Genomic DNA, 22,991 nt, shown 5'->3' with positions numbered 1-22,991 from the left:
CCAGGATGCAAGAAGAGCGCGACTCAATCCCGACCAGTAAGCACCTAAGGTATTGAATTATAAGCTTTTTTAGTTCATAACCCATTTTAACGGCTGGATGAACCAGTCGCTCGAAATCAAGGAATTCGCTATGGCAGCCGCCCGCCAAGCAAGTGCAATCGTGAAGAAGCAGCTCCAGCTTCGGGACCATCTATGGCCGAACAAGGAGACGTGGCTTTGGGACCGGAAGAAGCAGAAGGGCTTCACGACCATCCCTAAGACAATGCCACTAATACTCAAGATAATGGATGAGATTACAAAGGGTCAACCGGTCTCTTCCACCTATCTAACGCTATGGTGCAGTACTTGGGATAATAGCTTTGCGGCACTCAATAAGCGCGGAGATATGGCAAACGCTTCTGGTTTTGGGGGGCAGCGCGGAGAACACACCTGGAGCACCCGGATGAAGATGCTTCACGAGCTTCAATTTATTGACATTAAGCCAGGTAAATCCGGCGCAATGGGTTATGCCATAATTTGGAACCCCCACTTTGTTATCAGGTGGCTCCATTTCATTAAAACCCCTGGTTTGACCGAGGCGAGTTATAATGCCTTAGTCGAGACTGCGATTGAGCTAGGTGCCGCTGACATGACCGTCGCCTGGCAACAGCCCCACGCCCCCACGGCTCCTACGGCCACAGCGCCTCCTGGTGCTGTTGTGAAGGGGTAGCGATCATGCGTGCTCTCACACCCACGACCAAGTTTCGTCGTGACTATAAGCGCGAAAGAAAATCAGATGCTGGTCTGGATGCGGTTTTGCAACCAGTTCTTGACAAGCTTTCTGCCGACTTGCCCCTGGCGAAGAGCAATTGTGATCATGCTTTGAACGGGGATTGGGCGGACCACCGAGACTGCCACATACGTCCTGACTTGGTTTTGATTTATGCCAAGCCCGCAGATGGCAATTTGATCCTCGCTCGTCTAGGCTCACACGCTGAACTTTTTGGATAAGAGTCAAGTTCCACTGTACGGTCTCAAGGCGGCAAACTAGAAGGACGCACCCTTATTTTGGTTAAAAAATCTCATTTGACGGCTCGCAGCCCGATTATCCACGGGTAATAAAAACAAAGATTTACGCGAGAAGATTGTCTAAGAACGCATCTACCTTTTCGACGACTTCAAGTTCGCCAGCGTGCCCTGTGAGCCAATCTGTTTGTGCCAATGATACGGCTAAACTGACTCCAGGCTTTAGTAAATTTGCGATGGTACCAGCGACGGCTTTTGCTCGCCCCATCCCCGCCCTTAGTCTCTTCAGATCAGCTTGATCGGGTGGACAGGATGCATCAAGATCAGCAACGAGTTTAATTGAGGCATCTGCGATTGCTTTGTGGTTAGCGCCTGCACAATCAACAAGTATGTTTTCCAAAGCTCCAGGCTGATCATTGTCGGGAAATAGATATATGCCGATCGCAGGTGGCCCAGTTTCCATACACCCTAGGGATGCAGGAACTGCCAGTGGGTAGCCAGGCTCCCCTTCGGCAGCTGCAGCCTTATTCATTGCATTGATTGCATCAACAAACTCCGAAAAGCGGGCATCCTTATCATGACCATCTATATCGGCGAAAATGCCAATGGATCTTAGTTCACTAGATCCCAAAACATCGACGACTGCGCGAACTGTGGAAATAAGCTGACTATCGGAACCAGAAGTAGTTATCCCTACAACGTCGCCATCTCGGACATAAATTTCCGGAAAGCGCATCACCCGTTCGAGGTTCTCTCCGTCCATTGGGAATACTTTCGGAAACAAAAGTTTCCACCTACCAGGCACATCACCAATCTTGCGAACTGCTTGAAATCCACGAACCTTGAGAAGCTTACCGAGGAAGCTGGCGTCATGTGCGCCCTCAACTATCATTGCAAAATTGGCCATGCTCAGTATCGAATATCTAAGCCACGCTGACGCACTAAGCGATGTAGCATGCCACCCGTATACCTCTTGACCCCACCTTCTTTAGCGTCGCCCAGAGCATAACCAGACAAGTCTGAATGAGAGTTAGGCGCAACGCTACTGATAACTGCTTCAATGGCTTCAAGGCTGTGGGTGGTTGCAAAAATCTGTACGTTGTAGCTATTGGCCGCTTGATCCAGCCAACGGTACACTCGATCCAACGCACTGACATGAAGAGCCGCCTCTATTTCGTCGATCAGCAAAATGCCGTTAGCACATTTTCTTATGGCTAGAGCAATGGAAAGAGCCCGCCTTACTCCATCACCAAAGATACCTTGTGGCATTAGAGCGCCATCACGCATCCGGATCGCTATCTTAGGATAACGACCGTCGTCAGATGTAATAATCTCTACGCCCGAAATTCGCGGATCCAGGTCTCTCAGCAGAGCGTCAATATCGTCACGCCCCCCAAATTTGCTGGCCTCGCTTAATAGCCGCAAGTTAGCTGGTGAATTGCGGTGCGCGTAGGGTGCTAGAAACTGCAAATTTCCTGTTGGCCGACGAGCGCCCATTTCGGTGCGAAGTCCAAGTTGAGACCAGAGGACCCATTCTTGCTCAAAGTATTCGGGCGAAAGGAGACCTTGGCTGATGTGCGCTGAGGCTCGAATTAATAATCCGCTATCCTCGACTGGCTCCACAGCATCACGCTTTCTGACACCGGCAAAAGCCTTGCTGAAGGTTTCGGGATCAATGAAACCATTTATCTCTTCACAAGTGATCCGCAGATCATCGGAGCGACCGTGGGCTTCACTACTCAAGGTAATTGGTGAGATTTGATTTTCAATTTCCATTGGGTCGTTGGAAATTGGGAACATCCACCTTATTGCTTCAAGGACAGACATCTGATCTGGCATATAACCAACCGAACGAGTTTCTCTCGTGCGGACTGCGTTGAACCACTCGTAAGGAGAAAATGGATTTTGAAGGACGGCAATTGCCTCCAATATTGAGGTCTTGCCGGCATTGTTGACACCAACCAACAGGTTGATGCGCCCAAGGTCCTCCAACTCTACATTTTCGAGGTTTCTGAACGCTCCAATTGTCAGCTTGTCTAAAGCAATAGGGGCATCCCTTAGCCTCTTTGGGGGACGCTTCAGCTCAACCAAAACTATGCCTTCTCTTTTGAGTCTTCCTAGAAGACAATCCAAATGCCGGGATTCAGGTGATAATGATAGCACAAACTGGCGTGGGTAGGAGAAGAACGCATTCTGCAAGCGGCCATGGAATACCCCGAACGAGAGGGCCTATCAGAAGATCAGACCAAAATGATGTACTTATGCACGCGCAAACAGACAGTGCACAATGCCCAGATGGGGAGCACAAAAACGACTGTTTCCTGCCATTCTTAGTGTCTAATCCGTTCGCACTCCACGGCATACATTGAACCCAATCCCTTGCGCCCGATGCAAAACATTGGTTCAAGAGCCATATGGGAAAAGGGCACTATCATGGCGGCAGTACGCTCATAGGCGACGGAGCAATTGTAAAAGCGAAAGGGCGTAAGGGCGGTGTGGGGCCTTCGGGCGCTGCTATCCGTGATCAACAGCGCATTATTGATAAAAAGCTCAAAGTAAAAGTGGGCAAACAAGTTGAAGAAAACCAACGAAAGATGCGACAGCTGGGTAAGGATTGGGCTGAGATGAGGGGGCGCAAAGCTTACGAGAAATTAGTGGTCGCAAAGCAGGTGAATTCGTCACCTCTGGCGGCAGCTCTCAGAGAGGCTTTAGAACAGAATGATGAACCAAAAGCTTGAACCAAAACTCATGTGCTACATAGTGGAATAGGAGGGACATTCAGATGGGTTCGTGCAGTTGTCCAATTCGACCCAAACTTGACTTGTAACGTTTTTGTGCCCGTCACATATCGCATTATGCCAGACCTCGGCGGCATTAATCCGCGCCTAAGCGATCAATGGGTCCCCTTTGCACTTATCGATGGTGCCAAACTGATCGACGAGAAAGATTTGTCAAAAAGGCGGTTTCGCTGGACACCAGGACTGCGGGTCGGAGTGGACTCGATAACAACCAAAATCCTCAATTTTCTTGGTTCCGACAAAGGGCCAATTCATCTCCAAGAACCCAACTGATGTTAAACTGTTGTTTACCAAACAAAGTTTAATTCTCATGATAGGCGTTCTTGCTCGCTCTGATCGTAAAGCCTGATACTATAAGCAAATCGACAACAGCTCCGGGTGCTCTCAAGCACCACGCGCTCATTGAGGGCGTTGGAGCATGGCGAAACACAGCAATTCTGATTGGCATATATTTGTAGCTGGTACCCTTAGATTCCAGCCGGAATTATTTGTCGTTCTGACCTCGCGCTCAGCAACAAGCCCGGTCGTCCTTACCGAAACATATGAAACAAAAGTGCGTGCGCGGCCTCCGCCGTTAGGTCCCGCACATGCGACCAATGTTTGGCGAAACCCTGCTTAGACAGCCCTCAATGCAAATTGCGAGGTCACTATTGCAAGAGCCATCCAACCAATTTGTAGATGGCTTCAGCTCCATTCCTGCCCAAGATCTGACTTGGCCATCAAGGCACATCGAAGGGCTTACCTATCAGTGCCCAGAAATCCTGGGCGAACTCTAATCTCGAAAGAACATTATATGAAAAACAAATTTTTGCGCAAAATTTTAGCTCTCCTCAGCAAATATACACGCAATCCAACCCTATCCAGTCCCAGGACCGATCTCCATAATTCACTGGAGGTCACCTCCGTGAAGAAAGCGCTTATCAATCGCGAACCATGGGATGCTGCTTTGAATTGGCAGGTCGACGAAGAGCAAGAACTCCTAAGGTCGCTCTATAAGATCGGATTTAACCCGGAAATTGCGGCAAAGCATGCCAAAAGGGGTGGGCGACGCTTTGTCAAAAACTTGCAGCAGACCCGTTCTCAAGTCGCATTCGAATGGCTCAATACCTATGGATCACTAAGTGCTTTGTCCGAAAGGGGTGGATCGGTTGAGCAAGCCATCACCATTGCGGAGAGGCTAGTCAAATTGCGCTTTTCAGAGAAGATATTTGCTAGTGAGCATCTTCTTTTTGCTGAACGGAAGGCAATCTAATGCTGGTTCGCGATGCTTTAGATCGATCGGCATGCGTCACTGAAGTCTGGAGTGAAGGCTTCACCTTAGACTATCGTAGAAGGCCCATCCGTACCATCACGATTGATGGCGTCCCTTGGTTTGCCCTCCCCGATCTTTGCGCAGCTATTGGTTATGATCAATCTGCAGCCAGCGTCGTTAGCCAACCCAGCTTTCCGACGTTCGCCAAGCGTATAGCAGCAGAGGCTGTCGACCCGGAAATTACGGGAAAGCCTGAGAATGTTGTGATTTTGTCGTCTGTCGGTGTGTGGTGGTGGACGCACCTTACATGTCCTCGGAAGGGCCAGAATGTTGCCGCGTGGGCTAAGCGGGAAACGTTGAAGCTTTACCCGCATCCCGAGCCGCAAGATCCTCGGGTCTTCATTGGCCTGAAACCAGACGGCTCACTCCCACCATACCCGATGAAATATTCTGGCAGGAAAACTGAGTGGATCGCTCTTAACGAATCCTTGGCGTTCGGTTCAAGGTTGAGGAATTGGACGCCCACTAGTTTTCAAGCAAGCACGGCTAGCTACTAAGGCTGCTTGCAATCCCCTAGGTGCCAATTGGCACTTGGGGGATTTTTTTGTTCAAATCTCATTTTCTTTATGAGGTAGGTGAGTCAATCATTGTCCGGAGCAAGGGACGCTCCAGCGGCGCCCTTATGATTCGATGTTTTGGCCTTTTTCTTTGCTCTTCTTCGGCGTGCCACTTCGGCTTTGTAGGCCTTTTTCTGTTCTTTCAATTCTGCCATCGGATCTCGACCAAGGGCCCGAAGCCTGTCGTGTTCATCCATGATCGCTTGTGTTTCAGGATCGATTTTTCGGGACTTTTTCCGGTCCCCTGGTTCTGGCCACCAATACTTGCTTCCAGGCCCGATCTCAGTTGATCCGCCGAAGTAGCTACCTCTCTTCATTCACGCCTCCTTTCCAATCAACCACCCTCAGATTGGCGATTACGCCTCTCTGGTGCCTTCCAATCACGCCTCCTTCTCCACTGCGCAATATTCGCGCTCCTGATGGTATCACAGCAGTCAGGCGTTCATGAGTTTAAAAAACGCCGCTCCGTTCGCGATATGTCGTGGGTCGCACCAAGAACGATCGATGTGCAATCTATGAGTGCAGAGGAGCAAGCGGCCATCCAATTATACCCCTAGGGCTCCTAGGATGCACACTCTAAGAGTCCTACAGGGTTTACATCCTGCGATTTATAGCGTAGTTGATTCTCCAGACTGACCACGAAGGAGACGATTAATGCCCACTGTCATCACAATCCCGGACGAGCTATTCGCTAGGTTGCAAAAGCACGCTGTTCCGTTTGTCGACACACCTCTGACAGTGATTGAGAGAGCCCTCACTGCACTCGAAGAGGGCGACGAGGATGCGCAGATACCGAAGGGCGGCTCGGACGTACGTGCGTTCAATCCTGCAGCCGCCCCCAACCTCACATTCAGCACACCGCAGATTGCTAAGGTCGGCAAAAAAATGCTGGCCAAGGCCAAGACATACTGGAACCCAATCATGTACGCTGTGATCGAAGAGGCGGCGAAGCGAGGCATATCTCAAGCTGATATCTCGTCCGTTATTGCTGTTCCCTACATCGAGGGGCGCAACGAGGAAAATGGCTACAAATTCGTCGAGAAGGCAAACATTTCGGTACAGGGCCAAGATGCAAATTCTGCATGGAAGCAGGCATACCGAATTGCCTCCTCATTCGGTATCGCTGTTGAGGTCGAGTTCTCGTGGCAGAACACGGAAAAAGCGGCGATGCCAAACGTAGCTGGATCCTTCTATGTGGAGGGCGAGTAAATGACTGATAAGAAAAAAGATCGCGCCCAAGAGGCGCTAGCGTACATTGAAAAGTGCTTAGATACCGACAACCTGCGAAATGTCATTGTGAACGCTCGTAGACATGGGGAACTAGAAGTTATTCGGGCAGCTCAGTTGCGTCTGTATGAGCTCCTTCCATCAGAGGAACCTGGCACCCTCGAGCATGATGTGTGGCGCTGCATTCACGCTCTCGAAGACGCTCTCGCCGAGGAGCGAGGCAAAACAGTAAGACTGTCGCGCACACGCCAGAAGATCGGACGGGACGGTGAGCATCAGACAGTGATAGATCTTGTAAACGGGAAGCAATCTTCTGGATTCGATATGATGATCGCGCGGAATATGCCGCAATACACCTTTGAAGCGGTGACACTCAGGCATCCCTCTCGGTTTGCGGATAAGTGTCGCGACAACGCAGCCAAGAGGCTTGCCGAGGCCGGGGTCCCGGGTGGCTCGTCTGAGGAGTAGAGAGCGCCTAAAAGCGTCAGGTCCATGGCGTCTTTTAGCCGCTGGATTTTGCGTAACCGATGTGAGTCCTAAACGAGGACTCGAATTAAGCTAAAGGCTTGAAAGTTGTACACACGGATAGTACACATCGGGCTGATCGAGAGTGCAAGAAATGGCTGATTTCTGCGGTTCTTAGGGTCTACCATGGAAGTCCTCTTCTGGGCACCAGCTTTTCTTAAAGCTCTGAAACACTTGGAAAATCGTCACACCGACGGTCTTCCAAGCGTGCGTGTTGGACAGTGATGTCGGACTGTTCCGACCCATCATTATTTGAAAAGTGGTCCTGTTCTCATCGCTGGTCGGCTGTGCTTCTGTTCACAATTCGCTTTCCGTCATGCGCGATCACGCACATGTGAGGGTCTCAATTGGAGGCAGTCCATGCGGTCGGGCTGTGGTACGTCAGCGGCGGGATCGTGCTGCTTCGCGACGATGTCGGGCGGCAAGATGTGCTCGACAAATCCCTCAGCGCGGCGTCCAGCATCGTTTAGCGCGGGCGAGGAAAGGTTGGTTGAGATTGCTGGCGCTCGCCGGGAGCGTTAGCGCGCTGATCGTCAGCGATCCGCACGGCATTTTCTGAACGGTTTTGTCTAGAACGGGATTGCCGGCACGATTGCTCCGTTGGCTACCGCGTCTGCGCCGATCGGGCGGCGGATCAGCCAGTCGCTGGCTGTCAGGGGTGCCTGTGCACCGCTTTCCTGGTTGTGGGCTGGCACCAGCCCGAATTCGGTAGAGCGCGCTCTTACAAAGGTTTCACGCGAGCCATTTGCAGGCAGCGCGCCGCAAAGGACTTGCGGGAGGAACCGCGTCGTGGCCGCCCCGTCGCCGCCCTGCATGGCTGCCAGTAAGGGGGCCAGGAACAACCGGGCCGTCACCATTGCCGACGTGGGATTGCCCGGCAGGCCAAGCACCGGGATACCATTGGCCAGGCCGAACCACACTGGTTTGCCCGGCCTGATTGCCACGCTGGAGAACTTCTCGTCCATCTGCGCGCCGCCAAACATTGGCCGGGCCAGATCGTGATCGCCGACCGATGCGCCGCCGATAACCACCACGCAATCGGCCCGATCAATCCCACTGCGCGCAAGCGGAGCGAGGATTTCCAGATCATCCCTGCCGTGCATGCGATCCATCAAAATCGCCCCGCAGGTATTCGCCAGCGCCGCCACCCCATAGCTGCCGGATTCCGGCTGCAAATGGGGTGATAGATGTGCAGAGCCGGGCTGTTCCAACTCGTTACCGGTCGAAATAATCACGATTCCGGGCTGTCGCACCAGCCCTACCTCTGCAAGGTCCGCACCGGCCAGCGCCACCATGGCACGCGGCGTCAGGCGCTGGCCTTGCTCCAGCAAGATGTCACCCTTCGCAAAATCGCCGGCCTTGCGGCGGATATGGGAGGCCGGCCCGAAACCGCCGGAGAACTGGACGCGGTCCCCGCTGCGCTCTGCATATTCCTGCATGATCACACAATCCGCGCCTTGCGGGATATGGGCTCCGGTAAAAATTCTCGCTGCCTCGCCTTGGGCGAGGCCATGGCTCAGTGGCACACCTGCGGCGGCTTCCCCCGCCACTGTCAGCCATCGGCCCGGCTGGGCATCGGCGAGGCGCAACGCATAGCCGTCCATGGCTGATACATCGGCCCGCGGCGCATCGATGGCGGCTGTAACAGGCCTTGCCAGATACCGGCCCCCGGCGTTTTCTATCGCCGCAGTTTCGGCCGGCAGCACGGGCGCGGAGCAAAGAAGGAGAGCGAGAGCGTCATCATAGCTGAACATCCGACTGGCTGTGACATCGGCGGCGCCTGTATGGAATAGTCTATTTGCGCGTCTACATATCAGCCAACGCTCTGGCGTGCACCGTGCATCGCAGGCGTGATGCCTGCTTAAGGGGGCGTATAGCGAATGCCATCGCGGCAAGTCGGCGGCGATTTTCCATTGGCACGCCTTGCCGGCGTTTGTGCAGCGGCCTAATTTATCGACAGGTTGGCCAAACTGTTCCAAACCCCATGCTTGTGCAGTTTAAACCGGCGGGATCCGGTGGTTTGGCATCATTTCTTTTGAAGGTTTGGTTGATGTATGGTGGACAGTGAGCATGTCGCGCAATGGGCGAGCTGGGTCGGCCGGGTCGAGAGCCGGCGGCAAGTGCTCGACCAGGAAAGCCTGTCACGCTATTCGCTGGCGGTGGGCGGATCGGCAGACACCGCGCAGGCGATGCCGCCCCTCGCCCATTCGGCATTTTTCCTCACCGCAACAACGGATGACGCGCTGGGCCGGGACGGGCACCCCAGGCGCGGCGGGTTTTTGCCTGATATTACTTTGCCGCGGCGTATGTTTGCCGGCAGCGACATATCCTTTCCTGCGCCGCTGGAAATTGGCGAAGTTGCTGAAATGATCAATACCATCAAGAATGTGGCGCATAAGACCGGCCGTTCGGGCGATCTGGTATTTGTCGAAGTGGAACGTGTATTGTCGCAGGCCGGGCTTGCGCGCATTATCGAGAGCCAGCATTTTGTGTACCGGGGTCTGACGGAAAATCCTCTGTCCCTGCCCGCCCCGGCAGCCCGCCAGCCTGAAGGCGCAATCTGGCAGCCTGATGCAGTTAATCTGTTCCGCTTTTCCGCCGCCACTTTCAACAGCCACCGCATTCATTACGATCTGCCCTACACTGTCGAAACAGAAGGCTACCCAGCGCTGGTCGTCCATGGGCCATTTATCGCGGCCAAGCTGGCCGGGCTGGCTGCGAGCAAGGGCGAACTCGCCAGTTTTTCCTTCCGTGCGCTGGCGCCGCTTTTCCTTGGTCAGCCAGCCTATCTGCGCCACTGCGAGGGCAATGGCGTCGAAGCTGTGCGCTGCGACGGTGAGATCTGCACCGCGGCAACGGCAGTTTACGCATGACTGACTGGATTGAACTGGCGCAGGACGCGGCCGCAGCAGCGCAGGATTATGCAGATGCTGTGCACAGCGCGCTGGCGCAGCAAGTGGCGCCGCAGGGGCAATTCGACGCCAAAATCGCCGAGGATCAGCAGCGCATCCTGCACGGATATGCGTGGATCGCGACCACGGCCAAGGCGCTGGCCATCACTGCGGACTGGGCGCAGCGGGCCCGCGACCATGGGGCATTCAGACAGATTGACGAGCTGATGCTGCGGATCGGGTTTGGCGAATATTGCGCGCAGCTGGCTGGCGGGGTGCCGATGAGCCAGAGCGAAATTATCCGCCCGCATGAATTCGGCCTGTCCGCACGGGCGGCAGATTTTGCCGCATCCCGCAGCGTTGCCGCCTTTCTGGAGGCGGGAAGCACAGCCGATACGCGTGCTGCGCTGGCACAGCAGCTATGCCGGGGCGACCGGCCGTTTGAAGGGTTTGGCGATGAAACGCTCGACCTGATCAGGGACCAGTTCCGCGCCTTTACTGCCAACCGGATCACGCCCAAGGCGCACGCATGGCATCTTGCCGATGACCTGATACCGATCGAAGTGGTGCAGGAAATGGCCAGTCTTGGCGTGTTTGGCGTCTGTATTGCCGAGGAATATGGCGGGCTTGGCCTTGGCAAGCTGGCCATGTGCCTGGTGTCAGAGGAATTGTCGCGTGGATGGATATGCGCAGGATCGCTAGGCACACGGTCGGAAATTGCTGGCGAATTGATCGGTGAAAACGGAACGCAGGCCCAAAAGGCGAAGTGGCTGCCGCAGCTGGCCAATGGGTCTGTTTTGCCCACGGCTGTCTTTACCGAACCCGACACAGGATCCGACCTTGCCTCGGTGAAGACCCGCGCCGTGCTCGCGCCAGATGGCAGCTGGCAGATTACGGGCGCAAAAACATGGATCACCCATGCCGCCCGCGCCGACCTGATGACGATATTGTGCCGCACCAATACCGACAATGCCAGCTATGGCGGCCTGTCCATGTTGCTGGCGGCAAAAACACGCGGGACGCAGGATTGCCCGTTCCCCGATACCGGCATTGCGGGGGACGAGATTGACGTGCTGGGTTATCGCGGGATGCGGGAATACACGCTTGGCTTTGATAATTTTGCCGTGGCGGCAGATGGCCTGCTTGGCAGGCAGGAAGGGCAGGGTTTCAAACAGCTGATGCGCACTTTTGAAGGGGCGCGCATCCAGACTGCGGCCCGCGCTGTAGGGGTGGGGTGGAATGCGTTTGATCTGGCCTTGCGCTATGCACAGCAGCGCCAGCAGTTCGCCAAGCCGCTGATCAGATTTCCGCGCGTGTCGGACAAGCTGGCGTTGATGGTGGCAGAACTGGTGATGGCCCGCGAGCTGACCTATTCAGCCGCACGCCACAAGGACATGGGCGAGCGCTGCGATATCGAAGCAGGCATGGCCAAGCTGCTGGCTGCGCGGGTTGCGTGGTCCAATGCGGATAATGCCGTGCAAATCCACGGCGGCAATGGCTATGCGCTGGAATATGAAGTGAGCCGCGTGCTGTGCGATGCGCGGATACTCAATATTTTCGAAGGCGCTGCCGAAATCCAGGCGCAGGTCATCGCACGCGGACTGCTGGCAATGCAGGGCCGGCACGGCAATTAAGCGGGCCGGCCTGCCTGAATTCAGGCGTAATCTTCGGTATCGATACTGGCGCGCATCACGTCTGGATAGCGGTGGCCTGCCACGGCCTCCTGATTGATAAGGCGGCCTGCTTCTTCCATTGCGGCAGCGCCGACGGCCATGTTCAGCGTGCCAAAATTCTCCCGCATATGGGCGGCGCTGACCGTGCCCGGAATGGCGTGAACATGATCGCCCTGCGCCAACAGCCAGCCCAGCGCCAATTGCGCAGGGGCCAGCCCCTGTGCCTTCGCCAAAGCGCAGAACTGTTCGATCAGCGCCAGATTACGGGGCCAGTTTTCTTCGTTGAACCGGGGCATATTGCGGCGCAAATCCTTTGCCCCCAATGTGGCCGGGTCTTTCAATTCACCGCCCAAAGCGCCCCGTGCCACGGGCGAGAAAGCCACCAGCGCAATGCCAAGTTCGCGCGTGGTTTCCAGCACGCCAAGCTCGGCATTGCGGGTCCACAGTGAAAATTCGCTTTGCACAGCCCCCATCGGATGAACGCCATGCGCCTCGCGGATATGGGCCGATGACCATTCCGACACGCCATAGGCCCCGATTTTGCCTGCCTCTATCGCTCGCGCCATGGCGCCCACGCTGTCGGCAATGGGCACGTTGGGGTCGAAGCGGTGCATGTAATATAAATCGATATGGTCTGTTCCCAGCCGCTTCAGACTGGCGTCGAGCGCAGCTGCGACTGCCTGCGGCGAACAGTCGATGCCCCGGCGCGGGCCATCAAGCGTAATACCCATCTTGCTGGCGAGCAGGAATTCGTCCCGCCGGTGCATCACTGCCTGCGCCAGCAATTCCTCATTCGCGCCCTTGCCATAGATATTGGCCGTGTCGAGATGATCATACCCCAGATCGAGCGCTTCATTCAGCAGCCGCACCTTGTCTTCATGCGCGGGCGGGTCACCATAGGCCCAGGACAGGTTCATGCAGCCAAGCCCGATGGGGTGGACAAGGCGGCCACAGAGCATACGCTTGGTCATGAAAATACGCCTTTAATCTGATTGGCAGAAGGAAAAGTGCCATTGTGCCGTCTGGCCGTTGATAGGCGGCTATCGCGATGCACTGCAAGCGTGTGTCTTGGGTGATTGCCCGTACGCGCATTTCCGTCCACTATCGGCCCAGCTAACAAGGAGAACAGGGGTGCGGAAATTCGTTCTGGGCGCATTGGGCGCAGGTGCAGTCATACTCGGTTCGGCACCGGCATTGGCGCAGGCATCGCCGCAGGCAGAAATGGGCACACCGGCGCAGGTTCTGGAATTGTCCAAGGCAGCAATTTCCCTGCGGTCCGTGCGCGGTGACGGCAACCAGACAAAGGCTGTCGCTCAGCTTTTCAGCGATACGCTGGTGGCTGGCGGATGGAGCAGGAACGACATTGAAATCACCCCGCTGGATGACACCGCCTATCTTATCGCAACATGGCACGGCAGCGACCCGGCGCTCGGCCCGATTGTCATTTCGGCCCATATGGATGTGGTCGAAGCAAAGCCTGAGGACTGGGAGCGCGATCCATTCACCCCGGTGGTGGAAAACGGCTATTTGTATGGGCGCGGTGCCAGTGACACCAAATTTGACGCAGTGCTGGCGATGGTGTCGCTGATCCGGCTGCGGCAGTCCGGGTTCAGGCCCAAACGCAGCATAGTCATCGCCTATTCGGGCGATGAAGAAACCACCATGATCACATCCAAGATGATCGCGGAGCGGCTGAAAAATGCCAAGCTGGTGCTGAATGTGGATGGCGCATCGGGCGCGCTGGATGAAAAGACGGGCAAGCCTGCATTCTGGAGCTGGCAGGGCGCCGAAAAGACCTATGCTGATTTCCAGCTGGTGGTCACCAATGATGGCGGCCACAGTTCCACCCCGCGTGACGACAATGCGATTGCGCAGCTGTCCACCGCGCTGGCGCGCATTGCCGCCTATCGCTTTACGCCCGAAGTGAACGACATCACGCGGGACTATTTCGGCAAGGCGGCCGCGTTTGAATCCGACCCGCTGCGCGCTGCGGCCATGCGCGCCTTTGCGCAGGACCCGGCAGACAAGGCAGCCATTGCCGTGTTGCGCGGCGATCCCGCGATGATTGGCAAGATCGGCACCACCTGTGTGCCGACAATGGTGGAGGGCGGCCACGCGCTCAACGCCCTGCCCCAGCGCGCAACGGCCAATGTGAATTGCCGCATCTTCCCCGGCCATGCCAAGGACGCCATCATAGCCGAACTGAAAATGGTGGCAGACCAGCCGGAAGTGCAATTTTCCGAGATCAACCCGGAATATGTCGTCGCCGCGCCGGCATCGCCGTTTGACCGCGACTTCGTGGCTGCTGCCACGCGGGCAGTCCATGCGGCGTTTGGCGAAATCCCTATCATCGCATCGCAGGCGTCAGGCGCATCGGATTCCATGTGGTATCGTGCGCTGGGCGTGCCGAGTTACGGGGCGAGCGGCAATTTCATGAAGGATTCCGATGATTATTCGCACGGGCTGAATGAACGGGTGCCGCTGGGCAACATCGCGCCGGGAATGAAATATTACGATACGCTGCTGCGCGAACTGGCGGCAAAATGAGGGGCGCAACGGCCCTCATCGCCGCCTGCGCCGCCTGCGCTGTGCTTGCTCCGCTTTCCGCGGCATCGGCGCAATCGCTTTACATCGAAACAGGCGCATTGCTGGATGTAGAGCGCGGCGCGCTGGCAACGGGCCAATGCATCCTTGTCACCGATGATCGCATCAGCCGCGTTGAAAACTGCACTGCCACGCCTGACGGGGCGCAGCGGGTGGACTGGTCTGGCCTGACCGTGCTGCCCGGTCTGATCGACCTTCACACCCATCTGGCCGATGCGGGGCAAAGCGCGGATCTGGCAGCGCCGATCAAGACTTCGCCAGCGGCAACCGCGCTGATCGGGGCGCATAATGCGCTGACCACATTGCGGGCCGGTTTCACCACGGTGCGCGATGTCGGCACCTATCGCGGCCTGACCGATGTGGCCCTGCGCGATGCGATCAACGCCGGCACGGTCCCGGGGCCAAGGATGTTTGTGGCCGGCGCCTATCTGACCCATCCGGGCGGCGGGGGCGAATTGAACGGCGTGGTTCCCAATGACGAGCTTCCCGCCGATATGCGGCTGGGCGTGTTCGGCACTCCTCAGCAAGCGCGTGAGCGGGCAGAATTCCTGTTTGCTGGCGGGGTCGATTTTCTGAAACTGATGGCGACAGGGGCCGTGCTGGCGATTGGCACGGAACCGGGGGAGCCGGAACTGACCGAGGCGGAATTACGCGCCGCAGTCGAAGTGGCGACCCGGCACGGCAGCTATGCCACCGCCCATGCGCACGGCGCGCAAGGCATCAAGAATGCCATTCGCGCAGGCGTCCGCAGCATTGAACATGCCAGCCTGATTGATGACGAAGGCTTGGCGATGGCGAAGGACGCAGGCGTGTGGCTGGTAATGGACGTTTTCAACGGCGATTACATCGACGAAGTCGGCACGGCAGAAGGCTGGCCGGAGGAATATCTGCGCAAGAACCGCGAGACGACCGATATCCAGCGCGCCAATTTTCGCAAAGCTGCGGACATGGGCGTGAAGCTGGCGTTCGGCAGCGATAGCGGGGTCTATCCCCATGGCATCAACGGGCGGCAATTTGCCTATATGGTCGCCAATGGCATGACGCCTGCGCGCGCCATTCGCGCCGCCACGCTGGATGCGGCAACACTCATTGGCCACGATGATGCACTTGGCACTGTCACACCCGGCAAATTTGCCGATCTGATTGCGGTGGCAGGCAACCCGCTGGAAAATGTGCGCGTGCTGGAAACGGTCACCCATGTGATGAAGGGGGGCCAGATCATCAAATAGCGGGGGTCAGCCGGTCTGGAAACGTCCGAACCGGCCCTTGTCCGCAATGACTTCGCGTGCGCAATTATGGCCCGGTGCGCCGGTGACGCCGCCGCCCGGATGGGTGCCTGCGCCGCACATATACAGCCCCTTCAGCGGGCCGCGATAGGCGCCATGGCCCAGCACTGGCCGCGCTGACCACAATTGGTCGATGCCCATGTTACCATGCATGATATCGCCGCCCGCCAGGCCGAATTTGCGTTCCAGCCCCTTGGGTGAAAGCACCTGCATTCCCAGAATGGTCGCACGGAAACCCGGTGCCTGCGCTTCGACTGTGTCGATGATCACATCGACAGCCTTGCCCTCTTCGGCATCCCAATCCCTGCCATCGGGCAATTCGGGAGCGAATTGCTGGCAGAACAGGCTGGCGACATGCTGCCCTTCAAGCGCAAGCGTATCGTCCACGGTGGAAGGGATGAGCATTTCGACAATCGGCGCTTTTGACCAGCCATCCCGTTTGGCATCGAGAAATGCGCGGTCCATGTAATCCAGCGTGGGGGCAAGGATGATGCCCGACTGGTGATGTTCACCCGGCTCCGGCAGGCAGGTGAAACGGGGCAGCTGCGACAGGGCGACATTCATGCGGAACGTGCCGCTGCCTGCCTTGAACCCCTTCATCCGCCGCTTGAATTCCGGCTTCAGATCGCCTTCGTCAAACATGCGGTCATACAGGATCTTGGGCCCGACATTGGCGATGACCCGTTTGGCCGCGATTTCCTCGCCGCTTTCCAGCCGAACGCCGCCGACTGTCTCGCCATCCACCAGCACCCGCGACACCGGGCTTTCCAGGCTGATTTCCACCCCGGCCTGCAGACAGACTTTGGCCATCATCTGGGTAATGGCGCCCATGCCGCCAACGCAATGGCCCCACGCGCCCTTCTTGCCATTCACTTCGCCAAAGACGTGGTGCAGCAACACGTAGGCGCTGCCCGGAGTGTCGGGCGATGCATAATTGCCGACCACTGCGTCGAACCCAAAAGCCGCCTTGACCGCTTCGCTTTCAAACCAGCTGTCGAGGAAGCTGCGGGCGGATTTGGTAAACAGGTCGAGGCAGTCACGCTTCTGCGCCATCGACAGTTTCGCCAGCCCCCTGCCCTGCAAAGCGCCATCTATCAGCGTGCGGAAACCATCGCCCATGTTGGGCGGGGATTTCAGCGCCAGATCGCGCAGCACCTCGGCCACGGTTTCCAGCGCTTCGTAATAGGCGGGCAGAACCTCGGCATCATGGTTCGAGAATTTGCGGAACTCCGCCTGGGTGCGTTCAAGACCGCCGCCCAGTTTGAGGTAGCCGCCGTTTTCCTGCGGCAGGAAATTGGATATTGGCCGTTCGATCACCTTGTAACCATGATCTTCCAGCTTCATGTCGCGGATGACCTTGGGCTGCAGCAGGCTGACGGTATAGCTGGCGACGGAATTGCGGAAACCGGGGTGAAATTCCTCCGTCACCGCAGCGCCGCCCACCACGTCGCGCCGTTCCACGATGCGCACTTTCAGGCCCGCTTGGGCAAGATAAAAGGCGCAGACAAGGCCATTATGGCCCGCGCCGATGATCACGGCATCATATTGTTTGGTCATGCGCGGCTCCATCCGGCAGGTGGTTGATGTTCTTCGCGGGCGTGCGGGATGATATCGCGCATCCGTTTGCAGAAATGCCGGAGGCAGGTTTCCTTGTCGGACAATGGCCCCATGGTGAAACTGCGCGATGCCATGCCCTGCTGGACGCGGGTAATCAGCACCGTATCTTCCGCATTGACCTGCCGGTTGATCCGCCAGTTCAGATAGCGGGCAGCGCGCATTTCGCGGCGATCATCTTCCAGCACATAGCTGATTTCACGGATAACGCTGGTGGTCGGGCTGACCGGCAGCCACTGCATGAAATCCACCTGATCGGGGTAAATGTCGAAGGCGACATTGGGCCACAGCTTGAAATAGAGCCAGTGGCGCTGCGCTGCTTCCGGTAAATGCGGCACCGGCGGCAGCAGCTTCTGATACAGTCTTTCCGACCAATTGTCCGAGGGCCGGTCCACCATGTCGCCCCACATCCGGTCGACATTGGTTTCCGCTTCCACGCCGTAACTTTTGCCGAACAGCCGCGTCAGGCCAGGATGCGCCACGGCGATGTGCAGCCCGTCGGAATAATTATCGCCGATGTTCTTCCAGTTCACTTCCCGCGGGCGCATGGTGACGCGGCCCAGCGCCTGCAATTCTTCCAGCCGGTAGGGTTCCACCATCGCATCATACGGCGCCATCATTTCGGCAACAGACGGGCCTTCGTCCTTCAGGCGGACAAAGATGAAGCCGCGCCAGATTTCGAGTGAAACAGGCGCAAGCCCCTGTTCTGCCTTGTCCAGAGCGGGATAGCTGGCGCTGTCCGGCACGCCGGTCAGCCTGCCGTCAAGATCATAGGTCCAGGCGTGATAGGGACACACCAGCTTTTTCGCGCATCCGCTCTGGCCGTCCACAAGGCGCGAACCCCGGTGGCGGCAGACATTGGTAAAGGCGCGGATCTGGTCGTCGCGCCCCCGCGTGACGATGACGCTTTCGCCGATATAGTCCAGCGTGTGCCAGTCGCCCAGGGCCGGAATGTCGGATATGTGGCACACCACTTGCCAGCTCGGCGCAAAAATCCGTTCCTGCTCCACCGCGAAAAACTCGGGGTCGGAATAGGTCCACGCAGGCAGGCTCCACCCGTCCAGCGGATCAACTGCGGCATCTGTCTCTGTCCGGGTCCGAGTTGCCATGGAACGCTCCTTACTATACGGTCGTATAACAAGCCGATGACCCAACAACAACCATCATTTACGCGTGAAGCGCCCGATGATCGGCGGCAAAGCCTGATCGAGGCGACAGCCCGCTGTCTGGCCCGGCGCGGTGCATCGGGTGTATCTGTGCGCGCCATCTGCACCGAAGCCGGCGTATCGCCGGGCCTGCTGCGCCACTATTTTGCAGGCGTCACCGATGCGATCGCGGAAGCCTATCGCTGGACGGGGTCATGCGTGGCCAGCGCGCTGGATTTGGCCGTCGCGCAGGCAGCGCCCCACCCCCGCGCGCGGCTGCTGGCCTATCTGACAGCCAGTTTCCGTCCGCCCATCGCCAGCACGGACCTGCTGGCATCGTGGCTGGGGTTCTGGGCCATGACCCGCAGCGACCCTGCGATTGCGGCCGTGCATTCCGAGATTTACCGCGACTTTCGCCAAGGGGTGGAACGGCTGATTGCCGCCTACCGGCCTGATCTGCCGGACGCGCGGCTGGCGGCTGTGGCTTTGACCGCGCTGATTGACGGGCTGTGGCTGGAACTCAGCCTGGGCGATGCCCCCTTCACGCCCGAAGAAGCCGAAGTGCTGGCAGAATTGTGGCTGGAAAAACTGCTGGATTAAAGCGCCGCAACTTTGCGGTCCTTTTTGGCCCACCAGTAAAGCGGCAGGCCCGCCAGCATCAGCACCAGGCTAAGCCCGCTGGCATCAAGGCCCGCGCCCCATAAGGTCCAAAGCGAATAGGCAATGCCGACAAAGGCAAAGGGCAGCGCCACTTTCAGCCGCACTGCGGCCATGGCACAGGCCAGATACAGCCACAGATTGGCCGAAGTGGACAGCAGCAGCAGAAATTCGAACAGTTCCTGCATCGTGCGGCTGGCGTTCATCATCACCAGCACGGTGGCGATGACGGCAGAGACCAGCAAGGCGCGGCGCGGGGTGCCATTGCTGTCAGTCACGCCGAACCACGCAGGCAGCATCCCTTTTTCTGCCATGGTTCGCGGCAATTCCCCCACCATGATCATCCAGCCATTAAGCGCGCCGACACAGCTGACCACAGCGAAAACCGCGATCAGTGCAGCAGGGCCCGGCGCCCAGTATCTTTCCACAAATGTGGCAAAAGGCGCGGGCGATCTGCTGGCGATTTCCGCCGGCAGCATCAGCGCGATAGCCGAACAGACCAGCAGGTAAAGCAGGCCCGTCAACGCCGTGCCCCACATGGTGGCGCGCGGCACATTGACCGGCGCATTTTCCACCCTGGCCGTGGCAACGCTGGCACATTCAAACCCCAGCAATGCCCACAGCGTGAGCGCTGCCGCCCCGTTTATGGCCGTGAGGCTGATGGTTTCGGGTTTGAACGGCGCGATTTCCCCTGTCCCGCCCCCAAGCAGGGCCGCGGCAATAATGATCACCACCACCAGCGGGATGATCTTGATGAGCACGGTCACAACCTGGAAATTGCCCGCTGCCTTCACCCCGCGAAGGTTGAGCAAGGTCAGCAGCCATACGGTTATGGCCGCCAGTATCGCAGGGCGTAGCGGCGCATCGGCAATGCCCGGCACCATGCTGGAAAGATAGCTGATCGCCGCGACCGCAATGGTCACCACCCCGGTCCAGATCGAAACAAGGAACACCCAGCCTATCAAAAAAGCCGCCACAGAGCCGAATGCTTCCTGCACGAAACCGGTGGGTCCGCCTGCCTCGGGGAAGGCCTTGGTCAGCCTGGCCAGCACATAGGCAAGGACCAGCGCGCCTGAAATGGTGGCAATCCATGCGGCCACCGCATTCCAGCCGAACGGCGCAAGGCTGGCGGGCAGCAGGAAGACCCCTGAGCCGATCATATTGCCCATGACCAGGGCAATGGCAGCAAAAAGGCCGAGCTTGCGGCCCGGCCCTCCTGCCTTGTTCGTCATGTCCTGCACCGGATCAGAAATCTGTGCCGACCTTCAGCCCGATGATGCGCGGCTTGATGACGCTGTCGTAAAAGACGCCGCCTGTGCCGCTGATGCCGTCCGGGTCGCCGCAAGTGGTTTCCAGGCACTGGACCCCGCTGTTGACCACGCCATTGCTGTCAAACAGATTGGTGGCGAACAGTTCGATCCGGTATGTTCCGCTGTCCACGCCCACGCTGAAATCAGCCGTGGTATAGGCATCGAAATTGCCCTTGATGCTGTTTTCATAATCGCGAAGGTCGCTGCGCCGTTTGCCGATGTGATTGGCGACGAACTGGACATGGCCATCCATCCCGCCAACCGGGAATTCATAGCGGGCAATGGCATTGCCCTTGAATTTGGCGGTAACCGGCAGGCGGCTGCCTGCCGGGGCCAGCAGTGCATTGGTGCGCCCGTCACCCGGATCAAGCGTGCAATCAAACGCCGAATTCGCGATACGGCAGAAATCACGCTGGATGGTGGCATCATTGTAACTGCCCGCCACATTGAAGGTGAAACCGCCCTGACGGTAGCCAAGGTCCATTTCCACCCCGCGAATACGGGCGATGCCGGCATTGCGGATTTCCGTCAGCCCGTTTTCACCCAGGAAGGACAGCTGGATGTCATTCCAGTCTTCCTGATACACCGCACCATTGAAACGCAGCGCGCCGAACTGGGTTTTCCAGCCCAGTTCATAATTGTCGAGCTGGTCTGGCCGGTAGGGCGGCAAGGTGCCGCGCCGGTTGATGCCGCCCGGGCGGAAGCCGCGGGACCATGTGGCATAGACCATCGCATCTTCGTTGATCTTGTAAGTCAGGTTCAGCTTATGGATGAAATCTGTATCCGACGTGGTCTTGTCGAGATTGGTGCAGGGCGATCCGGCAACGCTGGCGGGCGCAAAACACGCAGCTTCGCCCGTCCGGCTGGAGAAATTGGCATTATACCCGAAGAAACCCTTGAGCGAATTCTTGTAATTATAGACGCGGATGCCACCGGTTGCGGTCAATTGGTCGGTCAGGTCGAAGCTGATTTCGCCAAAGGCGGCATAGTCGCGGTCAACCCGCTTCTGCTTGGTCAGCCAGATGTCGCTATCCGTGCCGGTAACGGTGAAATAATCGGTCAGATCGTCAACGATGTAATTCTGTTCGATAATATGCGACTGGCGCTGCGCGAACAGCCCGGCCATCATCCGCAAACGGTTGGTTTGCGGCGAACTGATGCGGATTTCACTGAAATTGCGGCGATAGGTATCCTGCCCCTGGATATACTGGTTGGGGCTGATCAGCGTGTTGGTGTTGTCGTAGAAATAAGCGCCTGAGCCATATAGCGCATCGTAGAAATAGGAATAATCCGAATAGTCGGATTCCACTTCAGCCTTGCGCCGCAGATGGCCGGCTGTCGCCACCAGATCCCAATTGCCGATCTGGCCTTCGATAGTGAGAGCCGCCTGCAGCCATTCGTCTTTGCTGCGTTCGGGATTGTACTGGACGGTTTGTAGCTTCTTGCTGACCGCGGTGCTGCGTTCCTGCCCGAAACTGCCGCTGACTTTCTGGACCTGACCCATGATGGTGGGGCGCAAGGTCCAGCTGTCATTGAGTTCGATGCCCAGCGCCAGACGTGCGCCATAGGTATCGACTTCATTGTAATCTTCTTCCACCAGATCGGCGTTGGTCTGCGTGATGCCGGATGTGGGGAAGGTGCGGCTGCCCGCAATATTGTCGATGTACCCGGCATCATGACGATACCAGCCCACCACCCGCAATGCCGCATTGTCAGACAGGCCGACATTGAGGAAACCTTCGGCAATGCCGCCAACACCGCCATGGGCCACGCTGTTCACTTCCAGATCGGCAGCACCGTAAGTGGAGCCGATTTCAGGCGGATTGCTGACCAGCTTGATTGTGCCGGCCATGGAACTTGCGCCATATAGCGTGCCTTGCGGGCCAGCCAGTGCTTCCACCCGGGCAAGGTCATAGGCGTGAATATCCAGCGCGCCCTGAATGGTGGTGACCGGCATTTCATCAAGATAGGTGCCGACGGTGGGCAGGGATGATGAATGGTTGGCATTTTCGCCCGATGCCACCCCGCGGAAATAGACCTGCGAGAAACCGGGACTGATCGACTGGATGGTGACCGAAGGCAGGAACTTCACCGCGCCTTCCAGATCATTCACCTGCAACTGGTCCAGCTTTTCCGTGCCGATGGCAGTGATGGCAACGGGCACATCCTGCAAATCCTGCGCGCGCTTCTGCGCGGTCACGATGATGATGTCGCTGTCCTGCGCGTTTTGCGAAGTCTGCGATTGGGCAAAGGCAGCCCCGCCCCAAACCATCGCCGTGCTGGCAAGCAGCACTGCAGTGGCGCGAATGTTTGTCCTGATCTGCAAATTGTTCATCTGCGTTCCCCCGTGAGATGAATTATGGCGCAAAAACGCCACATCACGTATT

General features: G+C 57.4%; 21 protein-coding genes. 12 read left to right on the top strand and 9 right to left on the bottom strand.

Annotation, left to right across the window (positions count from 1 at the left end; genetic code table 11):
• Positions 1 to 97: 97 nt before the first annotated feature.
• Together GRI44_RS13065 and GRI44_RS13060 are read left to right on the top strand one after the other, a co-directional pair.
• Entirely contained in the window at positions 98 to 709 is a 612-nt protein-coding gene (locus GRI44_RS13065) for a hypothetical protein (RefSeq protein WP_202386342.1), read from the top strand.
• Between the two features lie 5 nt (positions 710 to 714).
• Complete coding sequence (locus GRI44_RS13060; protein ID WP_160602174.1) at positions 715 to 990, top strand: type II toxin-antitoxin system YafQ family toxin; 276 nt, start codon at positions 715 to 717, stop codon at positions 988 to 990.
• 121 nt (positions 991 to 1,111) lie between these two features.
• Here the strand turns inward: GRI44_RS13060 and GRI44_RS13055 are convergent, their stop codons facing one another.
• Positions 1,112 to 1,912 (bottom strand): DUF3226 domain-containing protein, encoded by an 801-nt coding sequence (locus GRI44_RS13055; protein ID WP_160602173.1) that lies wholly within the window; start codon positions 1,910 to 1,912, stop codon positions 1,112 to 1,114.
• A 2-nt stretch (positions 1,913 to 1,914) separates the two neighbouring features.
• Complete coding sequence (locus tag GRI44_RS13050; RefSeq protein ID WP_160602172.1) at positions 1,915 to 3,168, bottom strand: AAA family ATPase; 1,254 nt, start codon at positions 3,166 to 3,168, stop codon at positions 1,915 to 1,917.
• A 251-nt stretch (positions 3,169 to 3,419) separates the two neighbouring features.
• On the opposite strand from GRI44_RS13050, the gene GRI44_RS13045 reads away from it, so the two are divergent.
• Positions 3,420 to 3,743, top strand: coding sequence for a hypothetical protein (locus GRI44_RS13045; RefSeq protein ID WP_160602171.1), 324 nt, complete (start codon positions 3,420 to 3,422; stop codon positions 3,741 to 3,743).
• 853 nt (positions 3,744 to 4,596) lie between these two features.
• Complete coding sequence (locus tag GRI44_RS13040; protein WP_160602170.1) at positions 4,597 to 5,055, top strand: hypothetical protein; 459 nt, start codon at positions 4,597 to 4,599, stop codon at positions 5,053 to 5,055.
• 640 nt (positions 5,056 to 5,695) lie between these two features.
• On the opposite strand, the gene GRI44_RS13035 is transcribed toward GRI44_RS13040, so the two are convergent.
• Positions 5,696 to 5,989: a hypothetical protein gene (locus GRI44_RS13035; protein WP_160602169.1), complete on the bottom strand. Its 294-nt coding sequence runs from the start codon at positions 5,987 to 5,989 to the stop codon at positions 5,696 to 5,698.
• Between the two features lie 337 nt (positions 5,990 to 6,326).
• Between GRI44_RS13035 and GRI44_RS13030 the strand changes: the two genes are divergently transcribed.
• From GRI44_RS13030 to GRI44_RS14015, 3 genes are all read left to right on the top strand, one after another.
• The gene (locus GRI44_RS13030; protein WP_160602168.1) at positions 6,327 to 6,881 is read left to right on the top strand and encodes a T4SS efffector SepA family protein; all 555 of its coding nucleotides are present in this window, start codon (positions 6,327 to 6,329) and stop codon (positions 6,879 to 6,881) included.
• Positions 6,882 to 7,367 carry a hypothetical protein gene (locus GRI44_RS13025; protein WP_160602167.1) on the top strand — a complete coding sequence of 162 codons (486 nt, stop codon included), beginning with the start codon at positions 6,882 to 6,884 and terminating at the stop codon, positions 7,365 to 7,367.
• A gap of 404 nt (positions 7,368 to 7,771) precedes the next feature.
• Positions 7,772 to 7,894: a formate dehydrogenase accessory sulfurtransferase FdhD gene (locus GRI44_RS14015; protein ID WP_232843142.1), complete on the top strand. Its 123-nt coding sequence runs from the start codon at positions 7,772 to 7,774 to the stop codon at positions 7,892 to 7,894.
• 99 nt (positions 7,895 to 7,993) lie between these two features.
• Here the strand turns inward: GRI44_RS14015 and GRI44_RS13020 are convergent, their stop codons facing one another.
• Positions 7,994 to 9,178, bottom strand: coding sequence for a molybdopterin molybdotransferase MoeA (locus GRI44_RS13020; RefSeq protein ID WP_160602166.1), 1,185 nt, complete (start codon positions 9,176 to 9,178; stop codon positions 7,994 to 7,996).
• A 300-nt stretch (positions 9,179 to 9,478) separates the two neighbouring features.
• On the opposite strand from GRI44_RS13020, the gene GRI44_RS13015 reads away from it, so the two are divergent.
• A complete protein-coding gene (locus GRI44_RS13015) occupies positions 9,479 to 10,297 on the top strand; it encodes a MaoC family dehydratase N-terminal domain-containing protein (RefSeq protein WP_160602165.1) in 819 nt (272 codons plus the stop codon).
• The gene (locus tag GRI44_RS13010; RefSeq protein ID WP_160602164.1) at positions 10,294 to 11,949 is read left to right on the top strand and encodes an acyl-CoA dehydrogenase family protein; all 1,656 of its coding nucleotides are present in this window, start codon (positions 10,294 to 10,296) and stop codon (positions 11,947 to 11,949) included. Before GRI44_RS13015 ends, GRI44_RS13010 begins: the two co-directional genes overlap by 4 nt.
• A 20-nt stretch (positions 11,950 to 11,969) precedes the next feature.
• Here the strand turns inward: GRI44_RS13010 and GRI44_RS13005 are convergent, their stop codons facing one another.
• A complete protein-coding gene (locus tag GRI44_RS13005; RefSeq protein WP_160602163.1) occupies positions 11,970 to 12,959 on the bottom strand; it encodes an aldo/keto reductase in 990 nt (329 codons plus the stop codon).
• A 160-nt stretch (positions 12,960 to 13,119) separates the two neighbouring features.
• Between GRI44_RS13005 and GRI44_RS13000 the strand changes: the two genes are divergently transcribed.
• Positions 13,120 to 14,535, top strand: a complete 1,416-nt coding sequence (locus tag GRI44_RS13000; RefSeq protein ID WP_160602162.1) for a M20/M25/M40 family metallo-hydrolase — start codon at positions 13,120 to 13,122, stop codon at positions 14,533 to 14,535.
• The gene (locus GRI44_RS12995; RefSeq protein ID WP_160602161.1) at positions 14,532 to 15,821 is read left to right on the top strand and encodes a metal-dependent hydrolase family protein; all 1,290 of its coding nucleotides are present in this window, start codon (positions 14,532 to 14,534) and stop codon (positions 15,819 to 15,821) included. The genes GRI44_RS13000 and GRI44_RS12995 overlap by 4 nt, the downstream gene beginning before the upstream one ends.
• A gap of 6 nt (positions 15,822 to 15,827) precedes the next feature.
• On the opposite strand, the gene GRI44_RS12990 is transcribed toward GRI44_RS12995, so the two are convergent.
• Together GRI44_RS12990 and GRI44_RS12985 are read right to left on the bottom strand one after the other, a co-directional pair.
• A complete protein-coding gene (locus tag GRI44_RS12990) occupies positions 15,828 to 17,435 on the bottom strand; it encodes a phytoene desaturase family protein (protein ID WP_160602160.1) in 1,608 nt (535 codons plus the stop codon).
• A complete protein-coding gene (locus tag GRI44_RS12985; protein WP_160602159.1) occupies positions 17,432 to 18,601 on the bottom strand; it encodes an aromatic ring-hydroxylating oxygenase subunit alpha in 1,170 nt (389 codons plus the stop codon). Before GRI44_RS12985 ends, GRI44_RS12990 begins: the two co-directional genes overlap by 4 nt.
• A 36-nt stretch (positions 18,602 to 18,637) precedes the next feature.
• Here GRI44_RS12985 and GRI44_RS12980 point away from each other — a divergent pair, with 36 nt between their 5' ends.
• Positions 18,638 to 19,237, top strand: coding sequence for a TetR family transcriptional regulator C-terminal domain-containing protein (locus GRI44_RS12980; protein ID WP_160602158.1), 600 nt, complete (start codon positions 18,638 to 18,640; stop codon positions 19,235 to 19,237).
• On the opposite strand, the gene GRI44_RS12975 is transcribed toward GRI44_RS12980, so the two are convergent.
• Complete coding sequence (locus GRI44_RS12975) at positions 19,234 to 20,526, bottom strand: amino acid permease (protein WP_160602157.1); 1,293 nt, start codon at positions 20,524 to 20,526, stop codon at positions 19,234 to 19,236. The genes GRI44_RS12980 and GRI44_RS12975 overlap by 4 nt on opposite strands.
• 13 nt (positions 20,527 to 20,539) lie before the next feature.
• Entirely contained in the window at positions 20,540 to 22,939 is a 2,400-nt protein-coding gene (locus GRI44_RS12970; RefSeq protein WP_160602156.1) for a TonB-dependent receptor, read from the bottom strand.
• Positions 22,940 to 22,991 lie beyond the last annotated feature (52 nt).

Origin of the sequence: Allopontixanthobacter confluentis, from assembly GCF_009827615.1 — a bacterium.
Lineage (GTDB): Bacteria > Pseudomonadota > Alphaproteobacteria > Sphingomonadales > Sphingomonadaceae > Allopontixanthobacter > Allopontixanthobacter confluentis.
This window is presented reverse-complemented; position numbering and strand designations above follow the sequence as displayed.